Here is a 22310-nt window from a genome sequence, read left to right as displayed (position 1 = left end):
CTGGACGCGCATGGAGGCGCGGCGCGTCTACGCGCAGCCGTTCATGGACCTGATCCTGCAGGCGCAGACCGTGCATCGCCGCCATTTCCCGGCGAACGAAGTGCAGATGAGCCAGCTTCTGTCGATCAAGACCGGCGGCTGCCCGGAGGACTGCGGCTATTGCAGCCAGTCCGCCCGCATGCCGGGCGAGAAGCTGTCCGCCTCCAAGCTGATGGAGGTCGAGCGGGTGCTCGCCGAGGCGCGGAAGGCGAAGGACGGCGGCGCCACGCGCTACTGCATGGGCGCCGCGTGGCGCTCGCCGAAGGAGCGCGACATGGAGATGGTCGTCGCCATGGTCGAGGGCGTGAAGGCGCTTGGGCTGGAGACCTGCATGACGCTCGGCATGCTGTCGCCGGCGCAGGCGATCCGTCTCAAGGACGCAGGCCTCGACTACTACAACCACAACATCGACACCTCGGAGCGCTACTATTCCGAGATCATCACCACCCGCTCCTTCGCCGACCGGCTCGAGACGCTCGACAACGTCCGCCAGGCCGGCATGAAGGTCTGCGCCGGCGGCATCCTCGGCATGGGCGAGACCGAGGACGACCGCATCGACATGCTGGTGACGCTCGCGAACCTGCCCGAGGCGCCGGAGAGCGTGCCGATCAACATGCTGATCCCGATCCCCGGCACGAAGCTCGAGAACGCCGCGCCGATCGACCCGATCGACTTCGTCCGCACAATCGCGCTCGCTCGCGTCATGATGCCGACGAGCCATGTGCGGCTCTCCGCCGGCCGCACCGAGATGTCGGACGAGACCCAGGCGCTGTGCTTCCTCGCCGGCGCCAACTCGATCTTCGTCGGCGAGACCCTGCTCACCGCCGACAACCCCGGCGAGGACCACGACGCGGGCCTGTTCCGCCGCCTCGGGATCAAGCCGGAGGCTCCGGGCGCCGCGGGATGACCGCCGCGGGCCTGGCGCGCTACGCCTCCGCGCTCGACGGGCTGGAGCGCCGCAGCCGCCGCCGCGCGCTGATCCCGCGCGCAGGCGTCGACTTCGCCTCGAACGACTATCTCGGCCTGAGCGCGTCGCCGCGCCTCGCCAACGCCGTGCGCGACGCGCTCGCGCGCGGGGTCGCCGTCGGCGCGGCCGGCTCGCGCCTGCTGCGCGGCAACGATCCCGAACACGAGGCGCTGGAGGCCGAGGCGGCGGTCTTCTTCGGGGCCGAGCGCGCGCTGTTCCTCGGCTCGGGCTACGCCGCCAACGTCGCGCTGGTCGCGGCGCTGCCGCAGCGCGGCGACCTCGTGGTCCACGACGCGCTGGTCCACGCCAGCGTGCATGACGGCCTCAGGCAGACCAAGGCCGACGTCGCGAGCGCGCCCCACAACGACGCGCAAGGCTTCGACGACGCGATCCGCGCCTGGCGCGCGACCGGTGGGCGCGGGACCCCGTTCATCGCGGCCGAAAGCATCTATTCCATGGAGGGCGACGCGGCCCCGGTCGCGGACCTGCTCGCCGTGGCCGAAGCCCATGACGGCTTCCTGCTGCTGGACGAGGCCCACGCCACCGGCGTGTTCGGCGCGGGCGGGCGCGGCCTCGGCGAGGCGTTCGAGGGCCGCTCCTCGCTGATCGCGGTCCACACCTGCGGCAAGGCGCTCTGCGCCTCGGGCGCGCTCGTCACCGGGCCTGCGCCGATCGTCGACTTCCTCGTCAACCGCGCCCGGCCCTTCATCTACGCCACCGCGCCCTCCCCGCTGATGGCGGCGGCGGTGCGCGAAGCGCTGAGGATCGTCGCCGACGAGCCCGAACGGCGCGCGGCGCTGACGCGGCTGGTCGAACTCGCCGGCCGCAGGCTGGGCGTTCTCGGCGTGACGCCGACGGGCACGCAGATCCAGCCCGTGATCCTCGGCCTCAACGCCCGCGCCACGTCGATCGCGCGGCGGCTGCAGGCCGCGGGCTACGACTGCCGCGCCATCCGCCCGCCGACCGTGCCCGAGGGCACGGCCCGGCTCCGGATCTCGCTCACGCTGAACGCGGACGAGGCGGCCGTGACCGGCTTGACCGACGCCATCGCGGAGGCCCTGACGGCGGCCGCGGCATGACCCCGATCGTGGTGACAGGCACCGACACCGGCGTCGGCAAGACGGTGGTCGCGGCGGCGCTCGCGGCGGCGCTCGGCGCGCATTACTGGAAGCCGGTGCAGGCCGGTCTCGACGAGGCCACCGACAGCGAGGCCGCCGCGGCGCTCGCCGGTCTCGCGCCCGAACGCGTTTTGCCCGAGGCCTACCGGCTCAGGACACCGGCCTCGCCGCACCTCGCGGCCGAGCTCAACGGCGTCGCGATCGACGTCGATCGCCTCGAACCGCCTGCCGTCGACGGCCCACTCGTGATCGAGGGCGCCGGCGGGCTGCTCGTCCCGTTGACGCGCGACGTCCTCACCATCGACCTGTTCGCGCGCTGGGGTTTTCCGGTGGTCCTCGTCGCCCGCACCGCGCTCGGCGGCATCAACCACGCGCTGCTGTCGCTGGAGGCCCTGAAGGCGCGCCGCATCCCGATCGCCGGCCTCGCCTTCGTGGGCGACGACAATCCCGACACGATCGCGACCATCGCCGCCTTCTCCGGCGTCAAGGTCCTGGGACGCCTGCAGCGGCTCGACCCGCTGACGCCCGAAACGCTGAAGGCGGCCTTCGCGGCGGCGTTCGACATCCGTCCGCTCCGATGACGTCCCCCTCCCCCGTCTGGCGTCCCTTCTTCCAGCACGCGCTCGAACCGGACCCGCCGACCGTCGTCCGCGCGCAGGGCGCGTATCTGCACACCTCGGACGGGCGTGCGCTGCTCGACGCCATTTCGTCGTGGTGGGTCACGACCCACGGCCACGGCCATCCCCGCATCGTCGCGGCGATCCGGGAGGCGGCGGAGAGCCTCGACCAGGTGATCTTCGCGAGCGTGACCCACGAGCCGGCCGAGCGGCTGGCGCGCGAGCTCGTGGCTCTCGCGCCGGCCGGCCTGACGCATGTGTTCTATTCCGACTCCGGCTCGACCGCGGTCGAGGTCGCGCTCAAGATGGCGCTCGGAGCGTTCTCCAACCGCGGGGTAGCGCGGACCAAGATCGTCGCGATGGAAGGCGCCTATCACGGCGACACGATCGGGACGATGAGCGTGGGCGAGCGCGGCGTGTTCAACGCGCCCTACGCCCCGCTGCTGTTCGAGGTCGGCCGCATCCCCTTCCCCGCCGCGGGCCGGGAGCAGGCGACGCTCGACGCCTTCGAGGCGCTGGCGCGCGCGGGCGACGTCGCGGCGCTGATCGTAGAGCCGCTGGTGCTGGGCGCGGGCGGAATGCGTATCTACACGCCTCAGGTTCTGGCGGAGCTGAAACGCATCGCCGAAAAGCACGGCGCGTGCTTCATCGCCGACGAGGTGATGACGGGATGGGGCCGGACCGGAACGCTGTTCGCCTGCGAGCAGGCCGGCGTCGCGCCGGACATCCTGTGCGCGTCGAAGGGGCTCACCGGCGGCGCCGTCCCGCTCGCCGCGACGCTCGCGAGCGGGGAAATCTTCGCCGCGCACCATTCGAGCGACCGCGCCAAGACCTTTTTCCACTCCTCCTCCTACACCGCGAACCCGATCGCCTGCGCCGCGGCGGTCGCCAATCTGGAGATCTGGCGCGATGAGCCGATCGCCGAGCGGATCGCGGCGCTGGCGCGGGCGCAAGCCGCGCGCGTCCGCCGCTTCGAGAGCGATCCACGCTTCCGCGACCCGCGCGCCTGCGGCACGATCGCGGCCGTCGACCTCGCGGTGCCCGATCCCGGCTATCTCGCGGAGGTCGGGCTGAAGCTGCGCCGGTTCTTCCTCGAGCGCGGCCTGCTGCTGCGGCCGCTCGGGGACACGCTCTACGCCATGCCGCCCTATTGCGTCACCGAAGCCGAGCTCGACCGCGTGTTCGACGCCTTCGAGGAGGCCGCGGACGTGGCGGGGCTTGCGCGATGAGATCGCCCGGCGTCCGGCTCGCGGGGCTCGGCTGGGCCGCGCCCGAGCGGCGCGTGACGAGCGCGGAGATCGAGGCCGATCTCGGGCTGGAGCCCGGCTGGATCGAGCGCCGCACCGGCATACGCGAGCGGCGCTGGGCCTCCGACGGCGACACGCTGTCGGGCCTCGCCGCGGTCGCCGGCGAGCGCGCGCTGGCGAGCGCCCGGATCGACCGCGGCGCGATCGGCCTCACCCTGCTCGCGACCTCGACCCCCGATCACCTGCTGCCGCCGAGCGGCCCGCTGGTCGCCCATCGCCTCGGACTCGAACGCTCCGGCGCGGTCGATCTCGCGGGCGCCTGCGCGGGCTTCCTCTACGCGCTCAGCCTCGCCGACGCCCATGTCCGGGCGCGCGGCCAGGCGGTTCTGGTGATCGCGGCGAACCTGCTCAGCCGCCGCATCAATCCGGCCGAACGCGGCAGTTCGGTGCTGTTCGCGGACGCCGCCGGCGCGGCCGTGCTCGCGCCCGACGCCGACCCGACCCGCGGCGCGGTCGCGGTCTCGCTCGCCTCCGACGGCGCGGGCTACGGCCTCGTCGGCATACCGGCCGGCGGCAGCGCGCGCCCGTTCGTGGCGGACACGCCGATCGAGGACACCCGCATGACCATCGCCGACGGCCGCGGCCTGTTCGCGGACGCGGTGAAGCTGATGACCGCCTGCTCGCGCGAGGTTCTCGACGAGGCCGGCGTCGCGGCGGAGGCGGTCGACCGCTTCGTCCCCCACCAGGCCAACGCCCGCATCTTCTCGGCCGTCGGCGCGAGGCTCGGCGTGCGCGACGAGGCCATGGTCTCGTCGATCGCCGAGTTCGGCAACTCCTCCGCCGCCACCATCCCGCTCTCGCTCGCGCTCAGCGCCGAGGCGCGGCCGATCGCGCCGGGCGAGAGGCTGCTGCTCGCCGCCGCCGGCGCGGGGCTGACCGGCGGAGCCATGCTGCTCAGGGCGTGAGAGGTGGGGATGACGGCGGGTAAGCGCCGGCCTGCGCCTCGTCCTGCGCCTTCGCGCCATGGTAGGGATCGGCGTCCGCCATCCGGCTCGAAGAAGGCTCCATGACCGAAGTCCGCGATACCGCCCCCGCGCGCGTGACGCCGATGATGGAGCAGTACGTCGAGATCAAGACCGCCAATCCCGACAGCCTGCTGTTCTACCGGATGGGCGACTTCTACGAGCTGTTCTTCGAGGACGCGGAAATCGCGAGCCGCACGCTCGGCATCACGCTGACGAAGCGCGGCAAGCATCTCGGCGAGGACATTCCGATGTGCGGCGTGCCGGTGGAGCGCGCCGACGACTACCTGCAGCGCCTGATCGCGGCCGGCCACCGCGTCGCGGTCTGCGAGCAGACCGAGGACCCTAAGGAGGCGAAGAAGCGCGGCGGAAAGTCGGTCGTGCGACGCGACGTGGTCCGCCTCGTGACCCCCGGCACGCTGACCGAGGACGCGCTGCTGGAGCCCCGACGCGCCAACCTGCTGGTCGCGGTGGCGCGCGCCCGCGCCGAGACCGGCGGCTTCGCCTTCGGGCTCGCGCATGTGGACGTCTCGACCGGAGCCTTCGCGGTCGGCGAGACGGCGGCGGAGACGCTCGGCGCGGCGCTCGCCCGGCTCGATCCGGCGGAGATCCTGGTTCCCGAGGCGCTTCTCGCCGAGCTTCAGCCCGCGACGGCCGAGACCCGCGCGGCGGTGACGCCGGTCGCCCGCGACCTGACGGACCCCGCCCGCGCCGACGCCCGGCTCGCCGGCCATTTCGGCGTCGCGACGGCGGACGCCTTCGGCGCGCTCACCCGCGCGGAGCTCGCCGCCGCCGCGACCGTCGTCGGCTATCTCGAACGCACCCAGCTCGCGAGCCGGCCGCCGCTCGCGCGGCCCGTGCGGGAGGGGCGCGGCGCGACCATGGAGATCGACGCCGCCACCCGCGCCAATCTGGAGCTCACCCGCACGCTCGGCGGCGATCGCGAGGGCAGCCTGCTCAGCGTGATCGACGCCTGCGTCACCGCCGGCGGCTCGCGGCTGCTGGCGAGCCGCCTCGCAGGACCGCTCACCGACGTCGCGGCCATCGCCCGCCGGCACGACGCGGTCGAAGCCTTCGTGGAGGCGCCGGACCGTCGCCGCGCGGTGCGGGCCGCCTTGCGCGCCGCGCCCGATCTCGCGCGCGCCGCCCAGCGCATCGCCTTCGGGCGCGGCGGCCCCCGCGACCTCGCCGCCATCCGCGACGCGCTGAAAGCGGCGGAACAGCTCGCCGCCCGCATCGACGGCCTCGCCGAGGAAGGCGCGGAGATCGCAGGCGTCGCCTCCACGCTCGCCCGCGCCGACCATGCGCTGGCGCGCGATCTCGAGGCCGCGCTCGCCGACGACCTGCCGCTGCTGAAGCGCGACGGCGGCTTCGTGCGGCCGGGCGCCTCGCGGGAGCTGGACGAAGCCCGGAGCTTGCGGGACGAGAGCCGCAAGGTGATCGCCCAGCTTCAGGCCGGATACGCCGACGCGACCGACGTCCGCACGCTCCGCATCAAGCACAACAACGTGCTGGGCTATTTCATCGAGGTCCCCCAGCAGCATGGCGAGCGCCTGCTCAAAGCCCCCCATGCCGAGACCTTCGTGCACCGCCAGACCATGGCCGGGGCCATGCGCTTCACCACCACCGAGCTCGGCGATCTCGAACGCCGGATCGGCGAGGCCGGCGACACCGCGCTGAAGCTGGAGCTCGAGCTGTTCGAGACGCTCGCCGCGCGCGTCTCCGCCGGCTGGGACGGGCTCGCCGCCTGCGCCGGGGCGCTCGCCGTGCTGGACGTCACCGCAGGCCTCGCCGAGGTCGCGGTCGACTGCGGCCATGCGCGCCCGCATATGGACGCCTCGCTCGATTTCCGGCTCGAAAGCGCGCGCCATCCCGTCGTCGAGCGGGCCTTGAAGAGCGCCGGCAAGCCGTTCGTGCCAAACGACGTCGCGCTGTCGGAGCCGGAGGCGGACGCCGGCCTCGTCCAGCTCGTCACCGGACCGAACATGGGCGGCAAGTCGACCTATCTCCGGCAGGCGGCGTTGTGCGCGGTGCTGGCGCAGGCCGGCGCCTTCGTCCCGGCGAAGGCCGCCCATATCGGGGTGGTGGACCGGCTCTACAGCCGCGTCGGCGCGGCCGACGATCTCGCCCGCGGCCGCTCCACCTTCATGGTTGAGATGGTCGAGACCGCCGCCATCCTGAACACCGCAGGTCCCCGCTCGCTGGTGATCCTCGACGAGATCGGCCGCGGCACCGCCACCTTCGACGGCCTGTCGATCGCCTGGGCCGCGATCGAGCACCTGCACGAGGTCAACCGCTGCCGCTCGCTGTTCGCGACCCACTTCCACGAGCTGACGGCGCTCGCCCGCCGCCTGAGCCGGCTGCGCAACGCGACCGTGCGGGTGAAGGAGTGGAAGGGCGAGGTGGTGTTCCTGCACGAGGTCGCCCCCGGCGTCGCCGACCGCTCCTACGGCATCCAGGTGGCGAAGCTCGCCGGCCTGCCGCCTTCCGTCGTGCGCCGCGCCAAGGCGGTGCTGGACGAGCTGGAGGCCGCCGACCGCGCCTCGCCGGTGGAACGCATGATCGACGACCTGCCGCTGTTCGCCGCGACCCGGCCGAAGCCCGAGGCCGGCCCCGACCCGCTCGCAGAAGCGCTCGACGCCATCGACCCCGACGAGCTGACCCCGAAGGGCGCGCTGGAGGCGCTCTACAGGCTGAAGGCGCTGCGGAAGGAATGATGGGCGCGGCGCAGTTTCGGAAACCGCCGCGATGAAGATCGGCGATCTGATGAAGGTCTCGATCCTCCCCGCAATACTGCCCGCGGACAGCCGCGCGATCTTTCACCTCTGCGTCGGCCGGGTGTTTCCGATCGTCGGCAGGCAGGGCGACCTCTACGAACTCGAGGTCGGCGAAGTCGTCGGGCTCGCTCCTGCGATGCACTCGATCTGGCTGGAGCCGGAGCATCTCGTTCCGCAAGATTCGGCTGCGTCCTGATCAGCCGGGTTTGGGGCTTTCTTCGCGTTCAACCCTCGCTGGAGGTCCCACGCATGGCGCTTTAACGCCTGTCCCCTTATGTTCCGCGCCCGAACCGACCGATCGTCCGCTTCGACGCCTGCGAGTCCTCCGATGTCCACCGTCCGTCAACGCCTGCGCGCCGCGCGCGACGCCCGCGAGCTCTGCGACGCCAAGGCGCTCGCGGCCGATTTCGCGGCGATCGCCGCGAAACGGAAGGGCGACGGCCAGACGCGCCACAACGAGGTCGTGGCCCGGGTGAAGGAAGCGCTCGCGAGCGGGCGCGCCACCGCGCGCAAATGGCTCGAGGAGGACGCAGCCGGCATGCTGTGCGCCCAGCGCCTGTCCGGCCTGATGGACGCGGTGTTGCGCGCCCTGTTCCAACACGCGACCGAGGACCTCTATCCCCGCCAGAACCCCTCCTCCGGCGAGCGGCTCTGCGTCGCGGCCGTCGGCGGCTACGGCCGCGGCGCGATGGCGCCGGGCTCCGACGTCGACCTGCTGTTCCTGCTGCCCTACAAGCAGACCGCCTGGGGCGAGAGCGTGGTCGAGGCCATGCTCTACGTGCTGTGGGACGCCGGCCTCAAGGTCGGCCACGCCACCCGCTCGATCGACGAATGCGTGCGGCTGTCGCGCGCCGACATGACGATCCGCACCGCGGTGCTCGAGGCCCGCTACCTCTGCGGCGACGAGGAGATCTTCGCCGAGAAGATGCGCCGCTTCGACGCCGAGGTGGTGGAGGGCACCGGCGCCGAGTTCGCCGCCGCCAAGCTCGCCGAGCGCGACGACCGGCTCGGCAAGTCCGGCGGCTCGCGCTACCTCGTGGAGCCGAACGTCAAGGAGGGCAAGGGCGGCCTCCGCGACCTCAACACGCTGTTCTGGATCGCGAAATACGTCTACCGCGTCCACGACGTGGAGGAGCTTGTCGGCGTCGGGCTGTTCTCGGCCGCCGAGCTGAAGCTGTTCCACAAGTGCGAGGACTTCCTCTGGGCGGTGCGCTGCCACCTGCACTTCATCACGGGGCGGCCCGAGGACCGGCTGTCGTTCGACCTGCAGCGCGAGATCGCGATCGCGCTCGGCTACACCGAGCATCCCGGCCTGCGTGACGTCGAGCGCTTCATGAAGCACTACTTCCTCGTGGCGAAGGACGTCGGCGACCTGACCGCGATCCTCTGCTACGCGCTGGAGGAGCGCGAGGCCAAGCCCAAGGCCAGGCTCGACCGCTTCCTGACCCGGCTGAAGCCGCGCCGCAAGCTGAAGCCGCTCGGCGACTTCGTCGTGGAGCACGAGCGGCTGAACGTGGCCGACGACCAGGCCTTCGCGCGCGATCCCGTCAACCTGATCCGCTTCTTCCAGCTCGCCGACGCCCACGGTCTCGCGCTGCATCCGGCGGCGGTCCGGCTCGTCACCCGCTCGCTCAAGCTGATCGACGGCGGCTTGCGCGACGACGCCGAGGCCAACCGGCTGTTCCTGGAGATCCTGACGTCGCGGCGCTCGCCGGAGGTGACGCTCAGGCGGATGAACGAGGCCGGCGTGCTCGGCCGCTTCATCCCCGACTTCGGCAAGATCGTCGCGATGATGCAGTTCAACATGTACCACCACTACACGGTGGACGAGCATCTGCTGCGCTCGATCGGCATCCTGTCGGAGATCGAGCGCGGCGAGGCCGGCGACCAGCACCCGCTGGCGAACGAGCTGATCGCTCTGGTGCGCGACCGCGTCGTGCTGCATGTCGCGCTGTTCCTGCACGACATCGCCAAGGGCCGGCCGGAGGACCACTCCGTCGCCGGAGCGCGCATCGCCCGCAGGCTGTGCCCGCGGCTCGGCCTCACCGCGGCGCAGACCGAGACGGTCGCCTGGCTGATCGAGCAGCATCTCACCATGTCGATCGTGGCGCAGTCGCGCGACCTGTCGGACCGGCGCACCATCGCCGACTTCGCCAAGATCGTGCAGAGCCCGGAGCGGCTGAAGCTGCTGCTGATCCTGACGATCTGCGACATCAAGGCGGTCGGGCCGGGCGTGTGGAACGGCTGGAAGGGCCAGCTGCTGCGCACGCTCTACTGGGAGACCGAGAACGCGCTCACCGGCGGCCGCGAGATCGGCGACCGCAACAGCCAGGTCGAGCAGGCGCGCCGCGAGCTCCGGGCCGCCCTGCCGGACTGGACCGACAAGGCCTTCGCGGCCTACGCGCTGCGGCACTACCCGCCCTACTGGCTCAAGGTGGAGCCCCAGCGCGCCGTCGCCCACGCCCGCTTCCTGAAGGAGGCCTGCGCCGACGGCTGCAAGCTCGCGACCGAGGTGAAGACCGACGCCTTCCGCGGCGTGACCGAGCTGACCGTGCTCGCGCCCGACCATCCGCGCCTGCTGTCGATCATCGCCGGCGCCTGCGCGGCCGGCGGCGCGAACATCATGGACGCGCACATCCACACCACCACCGACGGCTTCGCGCTCGACTCGATCTTCATCGGCCGCGCCTTCCCGCAGGACGAGGACGAGCTGCGCCGCGCCCGCCGCATCGCCGAGAGCGTGGAGCAGGCGCTGACCGGCGACATCTGGCTGTTCGACATCGTCGAGCAGAAGGTGAAGGGCCACAAGGGGCGCCCGCGCGCCTTCCAGGTCACGCCCGAGGTCAACGTCACCAACGCCTGGTCCGACCGCCACACCGTGATCGAGGCGGTCGGGCTCGACCGGCCCGGCCTGCTCTACGAGCTCACCACCGCGATCTCGAAGCTCAACCTCAACATCGCCTCCGCCCATGTGGCGACCTTCGGCGAACGCGCGGTCGACGTGTTCTACGTCACCGACCTCACCGGCGCGAAGGTGAGCTCAACCGCCCGGCAGAACACCATCCGCCGCCACATGACGGCCGCGCTCGAGGCCGGCGACCGGGACCGCCACAAGCCGAAGGAACGCGCCTGACGCTCAGGCCGCGTCCGGGCCGCCGGTTCGAACCTGCGCGAAAATGCGCGTTCCAAGCCCGGCCGCCCGGTCCGCGCATGACAGCCTCCGCGTGGGATGGGCGCCGCGGCGGCGACGAAGCGCCGACGAAATGCTAAGGTGCGCCCGAAGCGCCGCCGTCAGGCGGCGCAAAGCCCCCGACGCGAGCGCGCAACCCCTTGTCCGCACCCGACCAGAACCTCGTCGCCTCCGCCCACAAGCTCTGCGCCGACCTCGCGGCCGCGCGGCCGGCGGTCTACTGGACCGACCTGATCCTGACGGCCGCCGTCGCCTACGCGAGCTTCGCCGGCGTCGTGCTGGCGCCCGGCCTCGGCCTCAAGGCGGCGTTCTTCGTCGTCGCCACCCTCGCCTTCTACCGCGGCGTCAGCTTCATCCACGAGGTCAGCCACCTCCGGCCGCAGGACGTGCCGGGCTTCCGCGCCGGCTACGACGCCCTGATCGGCGTTCCGTTCCTCACGCCCTCGCTGATGTACGAGGGCGTGCACAACCAGCATCACGCCAAGTCGCGCTACGGCACGAAGCTCGATCCGGAATACCTGCCGCTTGCGAACGGCGCGCTGGCGCAGGTCGCCGTGTTCCTGGCTGTCTCGGCGCTCGCGCCGCTCGGCCTGCTGATCCGTTTCGCCGTGCTCGCGCCGCTGTCCTGGGCCTCGCCGAAGCTCCGGACCTTCGTGATCGAGCGCTGCTCGGCGCTTGCGATCAACCCGGAGTTCAAGCGCGACACGCCAGCAGGCGAGCAGGCCCGCCGCTTCCGGCTGCTGGAGACGCTCTGCGCTCTCTGGGCGCTCGCCTTCCTGGCGCTCACCGCCGCGGGCGTGATCGCGCTTCCGGTGTTCCTGACCGCGCTCGCGCTCGGCTCGGCGGTCGCGGTGGTCAACCAGTTCCGCACCCTCGTCGCCCATCACTGGGAGAACGAGCACGGCGCCGAGATGACTGCGACCGAGCAGTTCCTCGACAGCGTGAACGTGCCGCCGCCGGCGACCCTGCCGATGCTGTGGGCGCCGGTCGGCCTGCGCTACCACGGCCTGCACCACCTGCTGCCGCGCCTGCCCTACCACGCGCTAGGCGCGGCCCACGCCCGCCTCTGCGCGACGCTGCCGCCCGACAGCCCCTATCACAAGGGCAGCCACCGCGGCTTCTGGCACGTCACCGGCCGCCTGCTCGGCGCGATCCGCTCGCGAAAGAACGCGGTCGCGGAGGTGGTTCTGGGCGAGTAAGGCGTGCCGTGGCCTGTCACACCCGCACGCGTTTCAGGATCTCGTAATAGGCGTTCAGGTCCAGCCATTCGATTCCTGAGACGACCTTCCCGTCCTTGATCGTCATGATGTACATGTAGCCGTTCCTGTAGGGCTCGCCGTCGATGGCCCGGCTCGAACTGTCGATCTGCGCGAACACCTTGTCCCCGTCGGCCCAGACGCCACGGGTCGTGATCTTCAGCGGTTCCGCGAAGCGCGCGAAGAGCGCTTCCTCGGCGTTGTCGAAGAGATCCTTCAGGCCATGATAGGTGCGCGCGACCGGGCCATGTCCGGCGATCGTCCATTCGACGTCGGGCGCAAAAATCGTTTCGAAGAACCGAGTGAAATCCTGGGACGCGTCCTTCAGCGCTTCGGTCACGAGGCGGCGGTTCGCGTTTTCCTGATCGGAGTAAGACATATCGAGTTCCTTTTGAGTCCGGGTCGAACGACCTTGACCGGCGGCGCGCGCCAGCTAAACTGATCGTTCCAGAATTAGAGCTATACCGATCGTTCCAAAAGTCAACCGGGATGATGGCGGGGCGGCGGGTGTGTGGTCATGAGCGAACGGGATGCGACGCCGGCGACGACGGGAGGCTCAGCGGCGCGGGGGCGTCCCCGTCAGTTCGACAGCGACGCCGCCTTGGCGGCTGCGATGCGCGTGTTCTGGCGCCACGGATATGCGGGATCGAGCGTCGGCACGTTGATCGAAGCGATGGGGATCAGCCGCGCCACGCTGTACGCGTCCTTCGGCGACAAGGAGAACCTGTTCCGGAAGGTCATGGATCTCTATGAGCGGGAAAAGACCGCGTACATGCTTGAGGCGCTGGACCAGCCCGATGCGCATGGCGTCGCCGAACATCTGCTTCACGGCACGATCGCCCTTCAAACCGGCGCGGCGGATCCCAAGGGCAGCATGGGCATCGTCCACTCGCTCAGCCACGCGCCAGGGGACGAAAGCATCCGGGAGTTCGTCACCCAACGCGGCCGCTACTGGCGCGACAGGCTGATCGCGCGCATCGAGCAGGCGGCCCGCGATGGCGACTTTCCCCCCTCCTACGAACCGCGCAGTCTGGCGCTGACCCTCAAGGCCGCGACGGACGGCCTGCTGGTCGCCGCCGGCAGCGGGGCGAGCGAAAGCGAGTTGCGGGCGATCGCCGAGACATTTTTGGACATGTGGCCCGGCCGGCGGACCTAAGCGATCGCAGGCCTGACGGGCGTGGGCACTCCGGTCGCGCAGCGCCTTGATGACCCGGTCAAGGAATATAATCCTCGACATTCGCCCCTCCTCAGCCACTCTTTTCCTGCCTCCTCCCAACCATGGAGGCGTCGGCGGGCCGTCCGCCGGCGCGGGAGGGGGGCGGAGCCTGCGCCAGGGGGGACCGGCTTCCCTGTCCCGGGAACCTGTTCGAGGGACGGATCGCGAATGGTCCGTCGGCAACACGTCAAACCCCCGGCACTACGACCGGGGCGTGGCCAGAGCGTCTCGACTTGCAGAAAACCGTGCGCGGGGCGCCGCAGCGTCCCTCACTCAATCCAAAGCATCGACGTTGCGGCGTTCCCGCGTCTCCATCCGTCCGATCCCAAGCCCGTCCCGACCACAAGCCCCGAGAGACACGCTTCCGCGCCCTCGCGGAACGCGTTTCCGCGCGGGGGAGCCGCGTCGGGCGGCCACGCGATCATGCCGCAAGAGGGACCGGATTTTTTGGCGTCACATGCGGGCGCGGGCATGACGGCATAAATGGCTCCGCCGGCGGGAGCCGCGCGGCGTTCGGAAGACCTCAATCGTCGTTGGCGTTTATGGTGCCCAGTTCGCCATGCGCCTGATCGTCCGCAAGCGCGCGGTCGATCGCCTCGATCGCGTTCTGGATCTGTGTGAGCCGTTCCGCGTTCGAAGCCGTCGCGCCCGACCGCCCGGCTTTCGCGCACCGTCGGACATGGCGAACGCGTTGCTCGACGAGCGTGGCGCGGAACCCGGCGAGATCCTGGCTGGCCGTGCTCATGACGCGACTGGGGCCGCAAGGCGCAGGGCGTTCGCCTGCACCACGCCGCGGTAGTCGTCGATCATCCGGTCGAACGATCCGCCGGCGAGCAGTGCCGGACCGCAACGAAACGCCGACGCCGTCTTTTCGGACATCATCAGCTGAATCTCTTCGCCGACCTCGGCGCCGCCACGGGCGACCATCGCCATCCGCAGGCCGATCACCTGCTGGCATTCGATCGTCAGCATCGCGAGTTTCCACATTGTCTCGAACATCAGGCGGCGTCTCCGGTGCGCGGCGCGACCACTCACGCCGCCTTGACCAACGGTATCCAGGCGCCGTCGTTCCATGTCCTGCGGTCGGGACGGACGAGCCCCGGCGGCGGGCGTCGGCGCCACGACCGTCGCGGCGCGGAACGAACCGCCGCGCGCCTTGGTTCTGACCGAGCCCCCGCCAACCGCACCGGAGCGCCGCGCATGATTTTTCCCGCCCTCACCGCCTTCTACGGCGCGCTGCTTGCGCTGATCTTCGTCGGGCTGTCGGGCTGGGTGGTCGCGGGCCGGGTCGGCGACCGGACCCTGCACGGCGACGGCGGCCACAAGGGGCTTTCAAAGCGCATCCGCTCACACGGCAATTTTGCGGAGTACGTGCCGTTCGCGCTGCTGCTGATCGGGCTCTACGAGGCCGGCGGCGGATCGGCGGGGCTGACGCGCGCCCTGCTGCTGGCGCTGGTCGTCGCCCGGCTGCTGCATCCGATCGGCATGTTCGCAGCCCCCAACACGCCGCTCCAGTTCGTGTGCCGCGGCGGCGGCATCCTGACGACCTTCGCCGTGATCGCGGCGGCGGCGGTCGCCCTGCTGCTGCGCTGACGGCCAAGGCCGCCGCACGCGCCGCGGGCGCTGCTGCGCAAGGGCAACCAACCGACTGGCAGACAAGAGCTTTCGCCGGCGGGGTGGCGCCGCCCTTGCCTTGTCTTTCCCGCCGGCGTTCCGGGCCGGCGGGATGAGCAAGGACGACACGCCATGTGCCGCGGCGACGACGCGAACTGCCCACAATTCGAGCTGCACTACCGCGCCTTCCGCGAGGATCTCGACCACGAGCGCCGCGGCTTCCTGAAAAGCTCCTTCGTCGCCGCCGGCGGGCTCGCGACCCTCGGCGCGGCGGGCGCCTCGCTGGTGACGCCGGCGCTCGCCCAGGCGACCGCTGCGAAGTCGCCCGCGGTCCCGAAGTCGCACTACCTGCCGGCCAACGCCGACACCGTGCACTGGGGCTATTTCTCGAAGTCGCTGAAGCCGCGGGTCGAGGTGGACTCGGGCGACATCGTCACCATCGAGACGCTGACCCACCACGCCAACGACGACGCCGAGCGTATGGTCGAGGGCGATCCGGGCGCCGAGAGCGTGTTTCTCTGGACCAAGGACAAGAAGGGCGTCGACCGCCGCGGCGCCGGCCCGACCGACCCGAAGGTCTACAAGAAGGGCTCCGGCGAGGGCCAGGGCGTGCACGTCATGACCGGGCCGGTCTATGTGCGCGGGGCCGAGCCCGGCGACGTGCTGGAGGTGCGCATCCTCGACTGCGTCCCCCGCCCCTCAGCCAACCCCAAGTTCAAGGGCAAGGCCTTCGGCTCCAACGCCGCCGCCTGGTGGGGCTACCACTACAACGACATGCTGAGCGAAAAGCGCGAGGTGGTGACGATCTACGAGGTCGACGCCGCGGGCGCCAAGAGCTGGGCGCAGGCGGTCTACAACTTCAAATGGGTCCCGCAGACCGACCCCTTCGGCGTCGTCCACGAGACCATCGACTATCCCGGCGTGCCGGTCGACCACGCCAAGACGAGCCGGAACTTCGACGTGCTGAAGGGCGTGCGGGTGCCGATCCGTCCGCATTTCGGCACGCTCGGCCTCGCGCCGGCGGAGGTCGAGTTCGTCGACACGATCCCGCCGAACTATGTCGGCGGCAACATCGACAACTGGCGCATCGGCAAGGGCGCGACGATGTACTATCCGGTCGCGGTCGAGGGCGGCCTGCTGTCGGTCGGCGATCCCCATGCGAGCCAGGGCGACAGCGAGCTCTGCGGCACGGCGATCGAGTGCTCGCTCACCGGCGTGTTCCAGCTCGTCCTGCACAAGAAGGCGGATCTTGCCGGCACGCCGCTCGAGGAGCTGAACTACCCGATGCTGGAGACGAAGGACGAGTGGCTCGTCCACGGCTTCTCGTTCGCGAACTACCTGAAGGAGCTCGGCGCGGAGGCGCAGTCCGCGATCTACGGCAAGTCGTCGGTCGACCTCGCCATGCGCGACGCCTTCCGCAAGATGCGCCACTTCCTCATGACCACGCAGAAGCTGACCGAGGACGAGGCGACGTCGCTGATGTCGATCGGCGTCGACTTCGGCGTGACGCAGGTGGTGGACGGCAACTGGGGCGTCCACGCCGTGGTGAAGAAGGCGATCTTCTCCGGCCGCGCCTGAACGGAGGGCGGGGAGCGCGGCGGCGGCCGCCGCGCTCCCCAAGAACAGACCGACAAGCGGCCTCAGGAACGCGTCGTCCCGATGGCGCCCCGCCGACAGATCAACGCCCCTGAAAAACCTTTACGATCTCAGCGTCCAGCTTTTTCGCTTGGATCTTTTTATATGCTTCATAATCTATACGGCCGCTAACGATACCATTTATCGACCGTTCGCAAATGACATCCGCGAATTTCTCGACCGGAATATTCAATAGCGTCGCCGCCGCTTGACGGAGTTCAGGGGTGAGGCGCTTTTGCTCGTTGAGGCACTTCGCCATCTCCTGCGCTCGGAAGGCTGGGCTGCCGACCAGGCCCTGCCGATAGGCCGAATAGGCTTCGGGCGTCGTCATCGCGGCGCATCCGCCCAGAGCGGCCGCGATCGAAAGGGGGACCAAAAATCGAAAATCTCTCACGACGATGCTTCCCGCTGGTTTCACGTACAACCTAAAAGAGAAGTGACCTGACCAGGAGGAGGACGACAAGGGTTGGCGAAGCCGGCGACGGCGGTGATCCACAGGCTCGTATCCTCCTGATCTCCTTGCCGACTCCGCCCGTCCCTGCTATCCGCGCGGCCATGGCTTCCGCACCGCAAGACAACATCCGCAACTTCTCGATCGTCGCCCACATCGACCACGGGAAGTCGACACTCGCCGACCGCCTGATCCAGCAGACGGGGGGGCTTCAGGCGCGTGAGATGACGGAGCAGGTCCTCGACTCCATGGAGATCGAGAAGGAGCGCGGCATCACCATCAAGGCGCAGACCGTGCGCCTGACCTATCCGGCGCAGGACGGCAAGACCTACATCCTCAATCTGATGGACACGCCGGGCCACGTGGACTTCGCCTACGAGGTGTCGCGCTCGCTCGCCGCCTGCGAAGGCTCGCTGCTGGTCGTCGACGCGAGCCAGGGCGTGGAGGCGCAGACGCTCGCCAACGTCTATCAGGCGCTCGACAACAATCACGAGATCGTGCCCGTCCTGAACAAGATCGACCTGCCTGCGGCCGAGCCCGACCGCGTGAAGGAGCAGATCGAGGAGGTGATCGGCCTCGACGCCTCCGACGCGGTGCCGATCTCGGCCAAGTCCGGCCTCGGCATCGACCTCGTTCTCGAGGCCATCGTGAAGCGTCTGCCGCCGCCGAAGGGCAACCGGGAGGCGCCGCTGAAGGCCATGCTGGTCGACAGCTGGTACGACGTCTATCTCGGCGTCGTCGTGCTGGTGCGGATCGTCGACGGAACCCTGAAGAAAGGCATGAAGATCCGCCTGATGGGCACCGGCGCGGTCTACGACGTGGACAAGGTCGGCGTGTTCACGCCGAAGATGACGGATGTCGAGAGCCTCGGGGTCGGCGAGATCGGCTTCCTCACCGGCTCGATCAAGGAGGTGGCGGACACCCGCGTCGGCGACACCATCACCGAGGACAAGCGCCAGACCAAAGAGATGTTGCCGGGCTTCCGGCCCGCGCAGCCGGTGGTGTTCTGCGGACTGTTTCCGGTGGACGCCGCCGACTTCGACGACCTGCGCGCCGCCATGGGCAAGCTGCGCCTCAACGACGCCAGCTTCTCGTTCGAGATGGAGAGCAGCGCGGCGCTTGGCTTCGGCTTCCGCTGCGGCTTCCTTGGCCTGCTGCACCTGGAGATCATCCAGGAACGGCTGGAGCGCGAGTTCAACCTCGACCTGATCGCGACCGCGCCCTCGGTCGTCTACAAGATCAGGCTGACGGACGGCGAGGAGATCGAGCTGCACAACCCGGCCGACCTGCCGGACGTGATGAAGATCGAGGAGATCGCGGAGCCGTGGATCCGGGCGACGATCCTCACGCCCGACGACTATCTCGGCTCGGTGCTGAAGCTCTGCCAGGACCGGCGCGGCCTGCAGATCGACCTGTCCTACGTCGGCAAGCGCGCCATGGTGGTCTACGACCTGCCGCTGAACGAAGTGGTGTTCGACTTCTACGACCGGCTGAAGTCGATCTCGAAGGGCTACGCCTCGTTCGACTACAACATCACCGACTATCGCGTCGGCGACCTCGTGAAGATGTCGATCCTGGTCAACGCCGAACCCGTGGACGCGCTCTCCATGCTGGTGCACCGCACCCGCGCCGAGGCCCGCGGCCGGGTCATGTGCGAGAAGCTGAAGGAGTTGATCCCGCCGCACCTGTTCGTCATCCCGGTGCAGGCCGCGATCGGCGGTAAGATCATCGCCCGCGAGACCATCCGGGCGCTGCGCAAGGACGTGACGGCCAAGTGCTACGGCGGCGACGCCAGCCGCAAGCGTAAGCTGTTGGACAAGCAGAAGGCCGGCAAGAAGAAGCTGCGCCAATTCGGCCGCGTGGAGATTCCGCAGGAGGCGTTCATCGCCGCCCTGAAGATGGACGAGTGAGCCGCGGAAAAACGCCCGCGCCGAGGCGCGGACCTGCTGTCAGCCAAGGAAGACGGCGAGGCGATCCGCAAGATCGCGCTTAAGTTCGCACTCCCAGATCGTCAGCGTCTCCCAGCCGAGCGCCGCAAGCTCCGCCTTCACCCGCTCGTCCCGCGCCATGTTGCGGGCGATCTTCGCGCGCCAGTAGTCGGCGTTGGTCTTCGGCGTCCGCGCCCCGCGGGCGCAATCGTGCCCGTGCCAAAAGCAGCCGTGCACGAAGATCGCTTTCCTCCGCGAGGGAAAAACCAGATCGGGACGGCCGGGAAGGTCCTTCCGGTGCAGGCGGAAGCGATAGCCGAGCGCGTGGGCGGCGCGGCGCACCGCCATTTCGGGCCCGGTGTCGCGTCCCTTGACGGCGCGCATGACGGCCGACCGGCGCTCCGGCGTCTCGACGCTCGCCAATCCGGTCCTCCTTCGCTCCAGCTTGGTCACTCGCTCCCAACCTATCCGCGACGCCGCGCCGGGACGAGCCCGTCACGGGTTGAAAAGAACAAAATAAGAACATACGGTAAGAGAGACGTCGCCGGAGATCTGTTCCCGTGAACCTTGCCGCCAAGCTCGCCATTCTCGCCGACGCCGCGAAATACGACGCCTCCTGCGCGTCGAGCGGCACGGACAAGCGCCATTCGGCGGGCGCGGCGGGCAAACCTGCGCGCGGGCTCGGCTCGACCGAAGGCGCCGGCATCTGCCACTCCTACGCGCCGGACGGCCGCTGTATCTCGCTGCTGAAGATCCTGCTCACCAACGCCTGCGCCTTCGACTGCCTCTATTGCGTCAACCGGGCGAGCAGCAATGTCGCGCGCGCCCGCTTCAGCGTGGACGAGGCGGTGAAGCTGACGCTCGACTTCTATCGCCGCAACTACATCGAGGGGCTTTTCCTGTCTTCAGGGATCATCCGCAGCCCCGACTACACCATGGAGCAGGTGGTGCGGGTCGCGAAGGCGCTCCGGGTCGATCATGGCTTCCGCGGCTACATCCATCTCAAGACGATCCCGGACGCGTCGCCGGAACTGATCGCGGAGGCCGGGCTCTACGCCGACCGATTGTCGATCAACGTGGAGCTTCCGAGCGAGACCAGCCTGAAGCGGCTCGCACCCGAGAAGGACCTGCGCGCCGTGCGCCGCTCGATGGGCGGGCTCCGCAGCCGGATCGAAGAGGCGAAGGCGGACAAGCGCGCGCCTCGCTTCGCGCCCGCGGGCCAGAGCACGCAGATGATCATAGGGGCCGACGGGTCGGACGATCGCGCCATCCTCGGAACGAGCGCGAACCTCTATGGGTCGTACCGCCTGAAGCGGGTGTACTATTCGGCCTTCAGCCCCATTCCGGACGCCAGCGCGCGGCTGCCGCTCGCGGCCCCTCCCCTGATGCGCGAGCATCGGCTGTACCAGGCCGACTGGCTCATGCGGTTCTACGGCTTCTCCGTCGGCGAGATCACGGAAGCCGGCGGCATGCTCGACCTCGCCGTCGATCCGAAGCTCGCCTGGGCGCTGAGACGCCGCGACCGCTTCCCGCTCGACGTGCAGCGCGCCTCCCGCGAGGATCTGCTGCGCGTGCCGGGGCTCGGCAAGACGGTGGTCGACCGCATCCTGTCCGCCCGCCGCTTCCGCGCGCTGCGGGTGGAGGATCTCCGGCGCATGCGGGCGCCGGTCGAAAAGGCGCTTCCCTTCATCGCGCTGGCGGACCACCGTCCCTCGATCAGCTTGCTGGACGGCGCCGGTCTGCGCGAGCGCCTCGCGCCGCGACCGCGCCAGATGGCGCTGGCGCTGTGACGCCGCGCCGGGTCGCGCTAGACGGACCCGCGGACGTCGCGGGCTGGCGGTCCGCGGCGCGACGCCTGCTCGCAGCCGACGTGCCGCCGGAGGCGGTCGTCTGGAACACGGACGACGGCGTCGGCGACCTGTTCGCGCAGGACGAGCCCTTGCCGGCCGCCGCGCCGGCAAGCGGCTCCGCTCATGTGCCCCGCGCGTTTCTCGATCTTGCCGAAACCGCGCTGCTTCATTCGGACCCGAGCCGGTTCGACCTCGGCTATCGGCTCCTGACGCGCGTTGTCGCCCGCCGCGACCTGATCGAGGACGAGGCCGACCCGGACGTGGCGCGCCTGCGCGGGCTCGCGAAGGCCGTGCGGCGCGACAAGCACAAGATGACCGCCTTCGTGCGTTTCCGCGAGGTCGCGACCGACGACGGCTCCTGGTTCGCGGCGTGGTTCGAGCCAGAGCATCACATCGTCGAGGCGACCGCGCCGTTCTTCGTCCGCCGCTTCGCCGCCATGCGCTGGACGATCCTCACGCCGGAGCGTTCGGCGCATTGGGACGGTCGGGAGCTGACCTTCTCGGCCGGCGCGTCCCGGAGCGAGGCCCCGGCCGAGGACGCGCTGGAGGACGTGTGGCGCACCTATTACGCCAGCATCTTCAACCCGGCGCGGCTCAAGGTCGCCGCCATGCGCGCCGAGATGCCGAAGAAGTATTGGCGCAACCTTCCGGAGGCCTCGCTCATTCGTCCCCTGATCGCGTCCGCGGCGCGCGTGACGGCGGAGATGGTGGACGCCCCGCCCCCTGAACCCAAGAAAGGGCAGCGCCTCATGGCTTCCCACGCCCCGACCGTCGACCACGACACGGACGCGCTCGGCCAGCTGCGCGACGCCGTCGACGGCTGCCGCGCCTGCCCGCTCTGGGAGCCCGCGACGCAGGCGGTGTTCGGCGAAGGTCCCGCCGACGCGGCCGTGGTGGTCGTCGGCGAGCAGCCCGGCGACAAGGAGGACGTCGCGGGCCGCCCGTTCGTCGGTCCGGCGGGCGCGCTGTTCGACCGCGCCGCCGTCGAGGCGGGCCTCGAGCGACGCAAGGTCTACGTCACCAATGCGGTGAAGCACTTCAAGTTCGAACCGCGGGGCAAGTTCAGGCTGCACAAGACGCCGGCGCCGGGCGAGATCGCCGCCTGCAGCCGATGGCTCGATCAGGAGATCTCTACGATCCGTCCGAAGCTGGTGGTCGCCATGGGCGCGACCGCCGCGCGCGCGGTGTTGGGCAAGGCGGTGAAGGTCGGGGAGGCCCGCGGCCGCGTCCTGCGGCGCGCCGACGGCGCGGAGGTGCTGGTGACCGTCCACCCGTCCTACCTGCTGCGCCTGCCGGACGAGGCCCGCAAACGGCAGGAATATGCGCGGTTCGTCGACGATCTGAGAAGCGCCCTGCCCTATCTGGACGCGGCGTGAGGCCGGG

20 protein-coding genes are annotated in these 22310 nt (G+C 70.2%); 15 read left to right on the top strand and 5 right to left on the bottom strand.

Features of this window, described 5'->3' with window-relative positions:
- The first annotated feature begins 10 nt into the window (after nt 1–10).
- The 9 genes from bioB to ACFSCV_RS07545 all read left to right on the top strand — a co-directional run bounded on the left by bioB (nt 11) and on the right by ACFSCV_RS07545 (nt 12176).
- Nucleotides 11–946, top strand: a complete 936-nt coding sequence (gene bioB / locus ACFSCV_RS07585; RefSeq protein WP_378798828.1) for a biotin synthase BioB — start codon at nt 11–13, stop codon at nt 944–946.
- Nucleotides 943–2085 carry an 8-amino-7-oxononanoate synthase gene (locus ACFSCV_RS07580; protein WP_378798540.1) on the top strand — a complete coding sequence of 381 codons (1143 nt, stop codon included), beginning with the start codon at nt 943–945 and terminating at the stop codon, nt 2083–2085. Before bioB ends, ACFSCV_RS07580 begins: the two co-directional genes overlap by 4 nt.
- Nucleotides 2082–2705: a dethiobiotin synthase gene (bioD, locus tag ACFSCV_RS07575; RefSeq protein WP_378798538.1), complete on the top strand. Its 624-nt coding sequence runs from the start codon at nt 2082–2084 to the stop codon at nt 2703–2705. Before ACFSCV_RS07580 ends, bioD begins: the two co-directional genes overlap by 4 nt.
- Nucleotides 2702–3970, top strand: a complete 1269-nt coding sequence (locus ACFSCV_RS07570) for an adenosylmethionine--8-amino-7-oxononanoate transaminase (protein WP_378798536.1) — start codon at nt 2702–2704, stop codon at nt 3968–3970. Before bioD ends, ACFSCV_RS07570 begins: the two co-directional genes overlap by 4 nt.
- Nucleotides 3967–4953 (top strand): beta-ketoacyl-ACP synthase III, encoded by a 987-nt coding sequence (locus ACFSCV_RS07565; RefSeq protein WP_378798534.1) that lies wholly within the window; start codon nt 3967–3969, stop codon nt 4951–4953. The genes ACFSCV_RS07570 and ACFSCV_RS07565 overlap by 4 nt, the downstream gene beginning before the upstream one ends.
- Before the next feature lie 101 nt (nt 4954–5054).
- Nucleotides 5055–7727 carry a DNA mismatch repair protein MutS gene (gene mutS / locus ACFSCV_RS07560; protein WP_378798532.1) on the top strand — a complete coding sequence of 891 codons (2673 nt, stop codon included), beginning with the start codon at nt 5055–5057 and terminating at the stop codon, nt 7725–7727.
- Nucleotides 7728–7758: 31 nt separating this feature from the next.
- On the top strand, nt 7759–7983 hold the full coding sequence (locus ACFSCV_RS07555) for a hypothetical protein (protein ID WP_378798530.1): 225 nt from the start codon (nt 7759–7761) through the stop codon (nt 7981–7983).
- A 132-nt stretch (nt 7984–8115) separates the two neighbouring features.
- Entirely contained in the window at nt 8116–10920 is a 2805-nt protein-coding gene (locus ACFSCV_RS07550) for a [protein-PII] uridylyltransferase (RefSeq protein WP_378798528.1), read from the top strand.
- A gap of 197 nt (nt 10921–11117) precedes the next feature.
- The gene (locus ACFSCV_RS07545; protein ID WP_378798526.1) at nt 11118–12176 is read left to right on the top strand and encodes a fatty acid desaturase family protein; all 1059 of its coding nucleotides are present in this window, start codon (nt 11118–11120) and stop codon (nt 12174–12176) included.
- Between the two features lie 16 nt (nt 12177–12192).
- Here ACFSCV_RS07545 and ACFSCV_RS07540 read toward each other — a convergent pair whose 3' ends face one another.
- Nucleotides 12193–12612 carry a nuclear transport factor 2 family protein gene (locus ACFSCV_RS07540; protein ID WP_378798524.1) on the bottom strand — a complete coding sequence of 140 codons (420 nt, stop codon included), beginning with the start codon at nt 12610–12612 and terminating at the stop codon, nt 12193–12195.
- Nucleotides 12613–12750: 138 nt separating this feature from the next.
- Here ACFSCV_RS07540 and ACFSCV_RS07535 point away from each other — a divergent pair, with 138 nt between their 5' ends.
- Complete coding sequence (locus ACFSCV_RS07535; RefSeq protein ID WP_378798522.1) at nt 12751–13389, top strand: TetR/AcrR family transcriptional regulator; 639 nt, start codon at nt 12751–12753, stop codon at nt 13387–13389.
- Between the two features lie 583 nt (nt 13390–13972).
- On the opposite strand, the gene ACFSCV_RS07530 is transcribed toward ACFSCV_RS07535, so the two are convergent.
- Both ACFSCV_RS07530 and ACFSCV_RS07525 read right to left on the bottom strand, forming a co-directional pair.
- On the bottom strand, nt 13973–14194 hold the full coding sequence (locus ACFSCV_RS07530) for a hypothetical protein (RefSeq protein WP_378798520.1): 222 nt from the start codon (nt 14192–14194) through the stop codon (nt 13973–13975).
- Nucleotides 14191–14448 (bottom strand): hypothetical protein, encoded by a 258-nt coding sequence (locus ACFSCV_RS07525; protein ID WP_378798518.1) that lies wholly within the window; start codon nt 14446–14448, stop codon nt 14191–14193. The genes ACFSCV_RS07530 and ACFSCV_RS07525 overlap by 4 nt, the downstream gene beginning before the upstream one ends.
- 201 nt (nt 14449–14649) lie before the next feature.
- Between ACFSCV_RS07525 and ACFSCV_RS07520 the strand changes: the two genes are divergently transcribed.
- Both ACFSCV_RS07520 and ACFSCV_RS07515 read left to right on the top strand, forming a co-directional pair.
- A complete protein-coding gene (locus ACFSCV_RS07520) occupies nt 14650–15042 on the top strand; it encodes an MAPEG family protein (protein ID WP_378798516.1) in 393 nt (130 codons plus the stop codon).
- 153 nt (nt 15043–15195) lie between these two features.
- Nucleotides 15196–16641 (top strand): acetamidase/formamidase family protein, encoded by a 1446-nt coding sequence (locus ACFSCV_RS07515; protein ID WP_378798514.1) that lies wholly within the window; start codon nt 15196–15198, stop codon nt 16639–16641.
- Nucleotides 16642–16741: 100 nt separating this feature from the next.
- Here the strand turns inward: ACFSCV_RS07515 and ACFSCV_RS07510 are convergent, their stop codons facing one another.
- A complete protein-coding gene (locus tag ACFSCV_RS07510) occupies nt 16742–17029 on the bottom strand; it encodes a hypothetical protein (RefSeq protein ID WP_378798512.1) in 288 nt (95 codons plus the stop codon).
- A gap of 224 nt (nt 17030–17253) precedes the next feature.
- Here ACFSCV_RS07510 and lepA point away from each other — a divergent pair, with 224 nt between their 5' ends.
- Nucleotides 17254–19059 carry a translation elongation factor 4 gene (gene lepA / locus ACFSCV_RS07505; protein ID WP_378798510.1) on the top strand — a complete coding sequence of 602 codons (1806 nt, stop codon included), beginning with the start codon at nt 17254–17256 and terminating at the stop codon, nt 19057–19059.
- A 39-nt stretch (nt 19060–19098) separates the two neighbouring features.
- On the opposite strand, the gene ACFSCV_RS07500 is transcribed toward lepA, so the two are convergent.
- A complete protein-coding gene (locus ACFSCV_RS07500) occupies nt 19099–19500 on the bottom strand; it encodes a very short patch repair endonuclease (RefSeq protein ID WP_378798508.1) in 402 nt (133 codons plus the stop codon).
- 137 nt (nt 19501–19637) lie between these two features.
- On the opposite strand from ACFSCV_RS07500, the gene ACFSCV_RS07495 reads away from it, so the two are divergent.
- Nucleotides 19638–20867, top strand: a complete 1230-nt coding sequence (locus ACFSCV_RS07495) for a putative DNA modification/repair radical SAM protein (protein WP_378798506.1) — start codon at nt 19638–19640, stop codon at nt 20865–20867.
- On the top strand, nt 20864–22303 hold the full coding sequence (locus tag ACFSCV_RS07490; RefSeq protein WP_378798504.1) for a UdgX family uracil-DNA binding protein: 1440 nt from the start codon (nt 20864–20866) through the stop codon (nt 22301–22303). The genes ACFSCV_RS07495 and ACFSCV_RS07490 overlap by 4 nt, the downstream gene beginning before the upstream one ends.
- Nucleotides 22304–22310 lie beyond the last annotated feature (7 nt).

The organism is Methylopila henanensis (genome assembly GCF_042681025.1).
Classification (GTDB): Bacteria; Pseudomonadota; Alphaproteobacteria; order Rhizobiales; family Methylopilaceae; genus Methylopila; species Methylopila henanensis.
The sequence above is the reverse complement of the archived record's forward strand: the minus strand, read 5'-3'. Positions and strand labels throughout refer to the sequence as shown.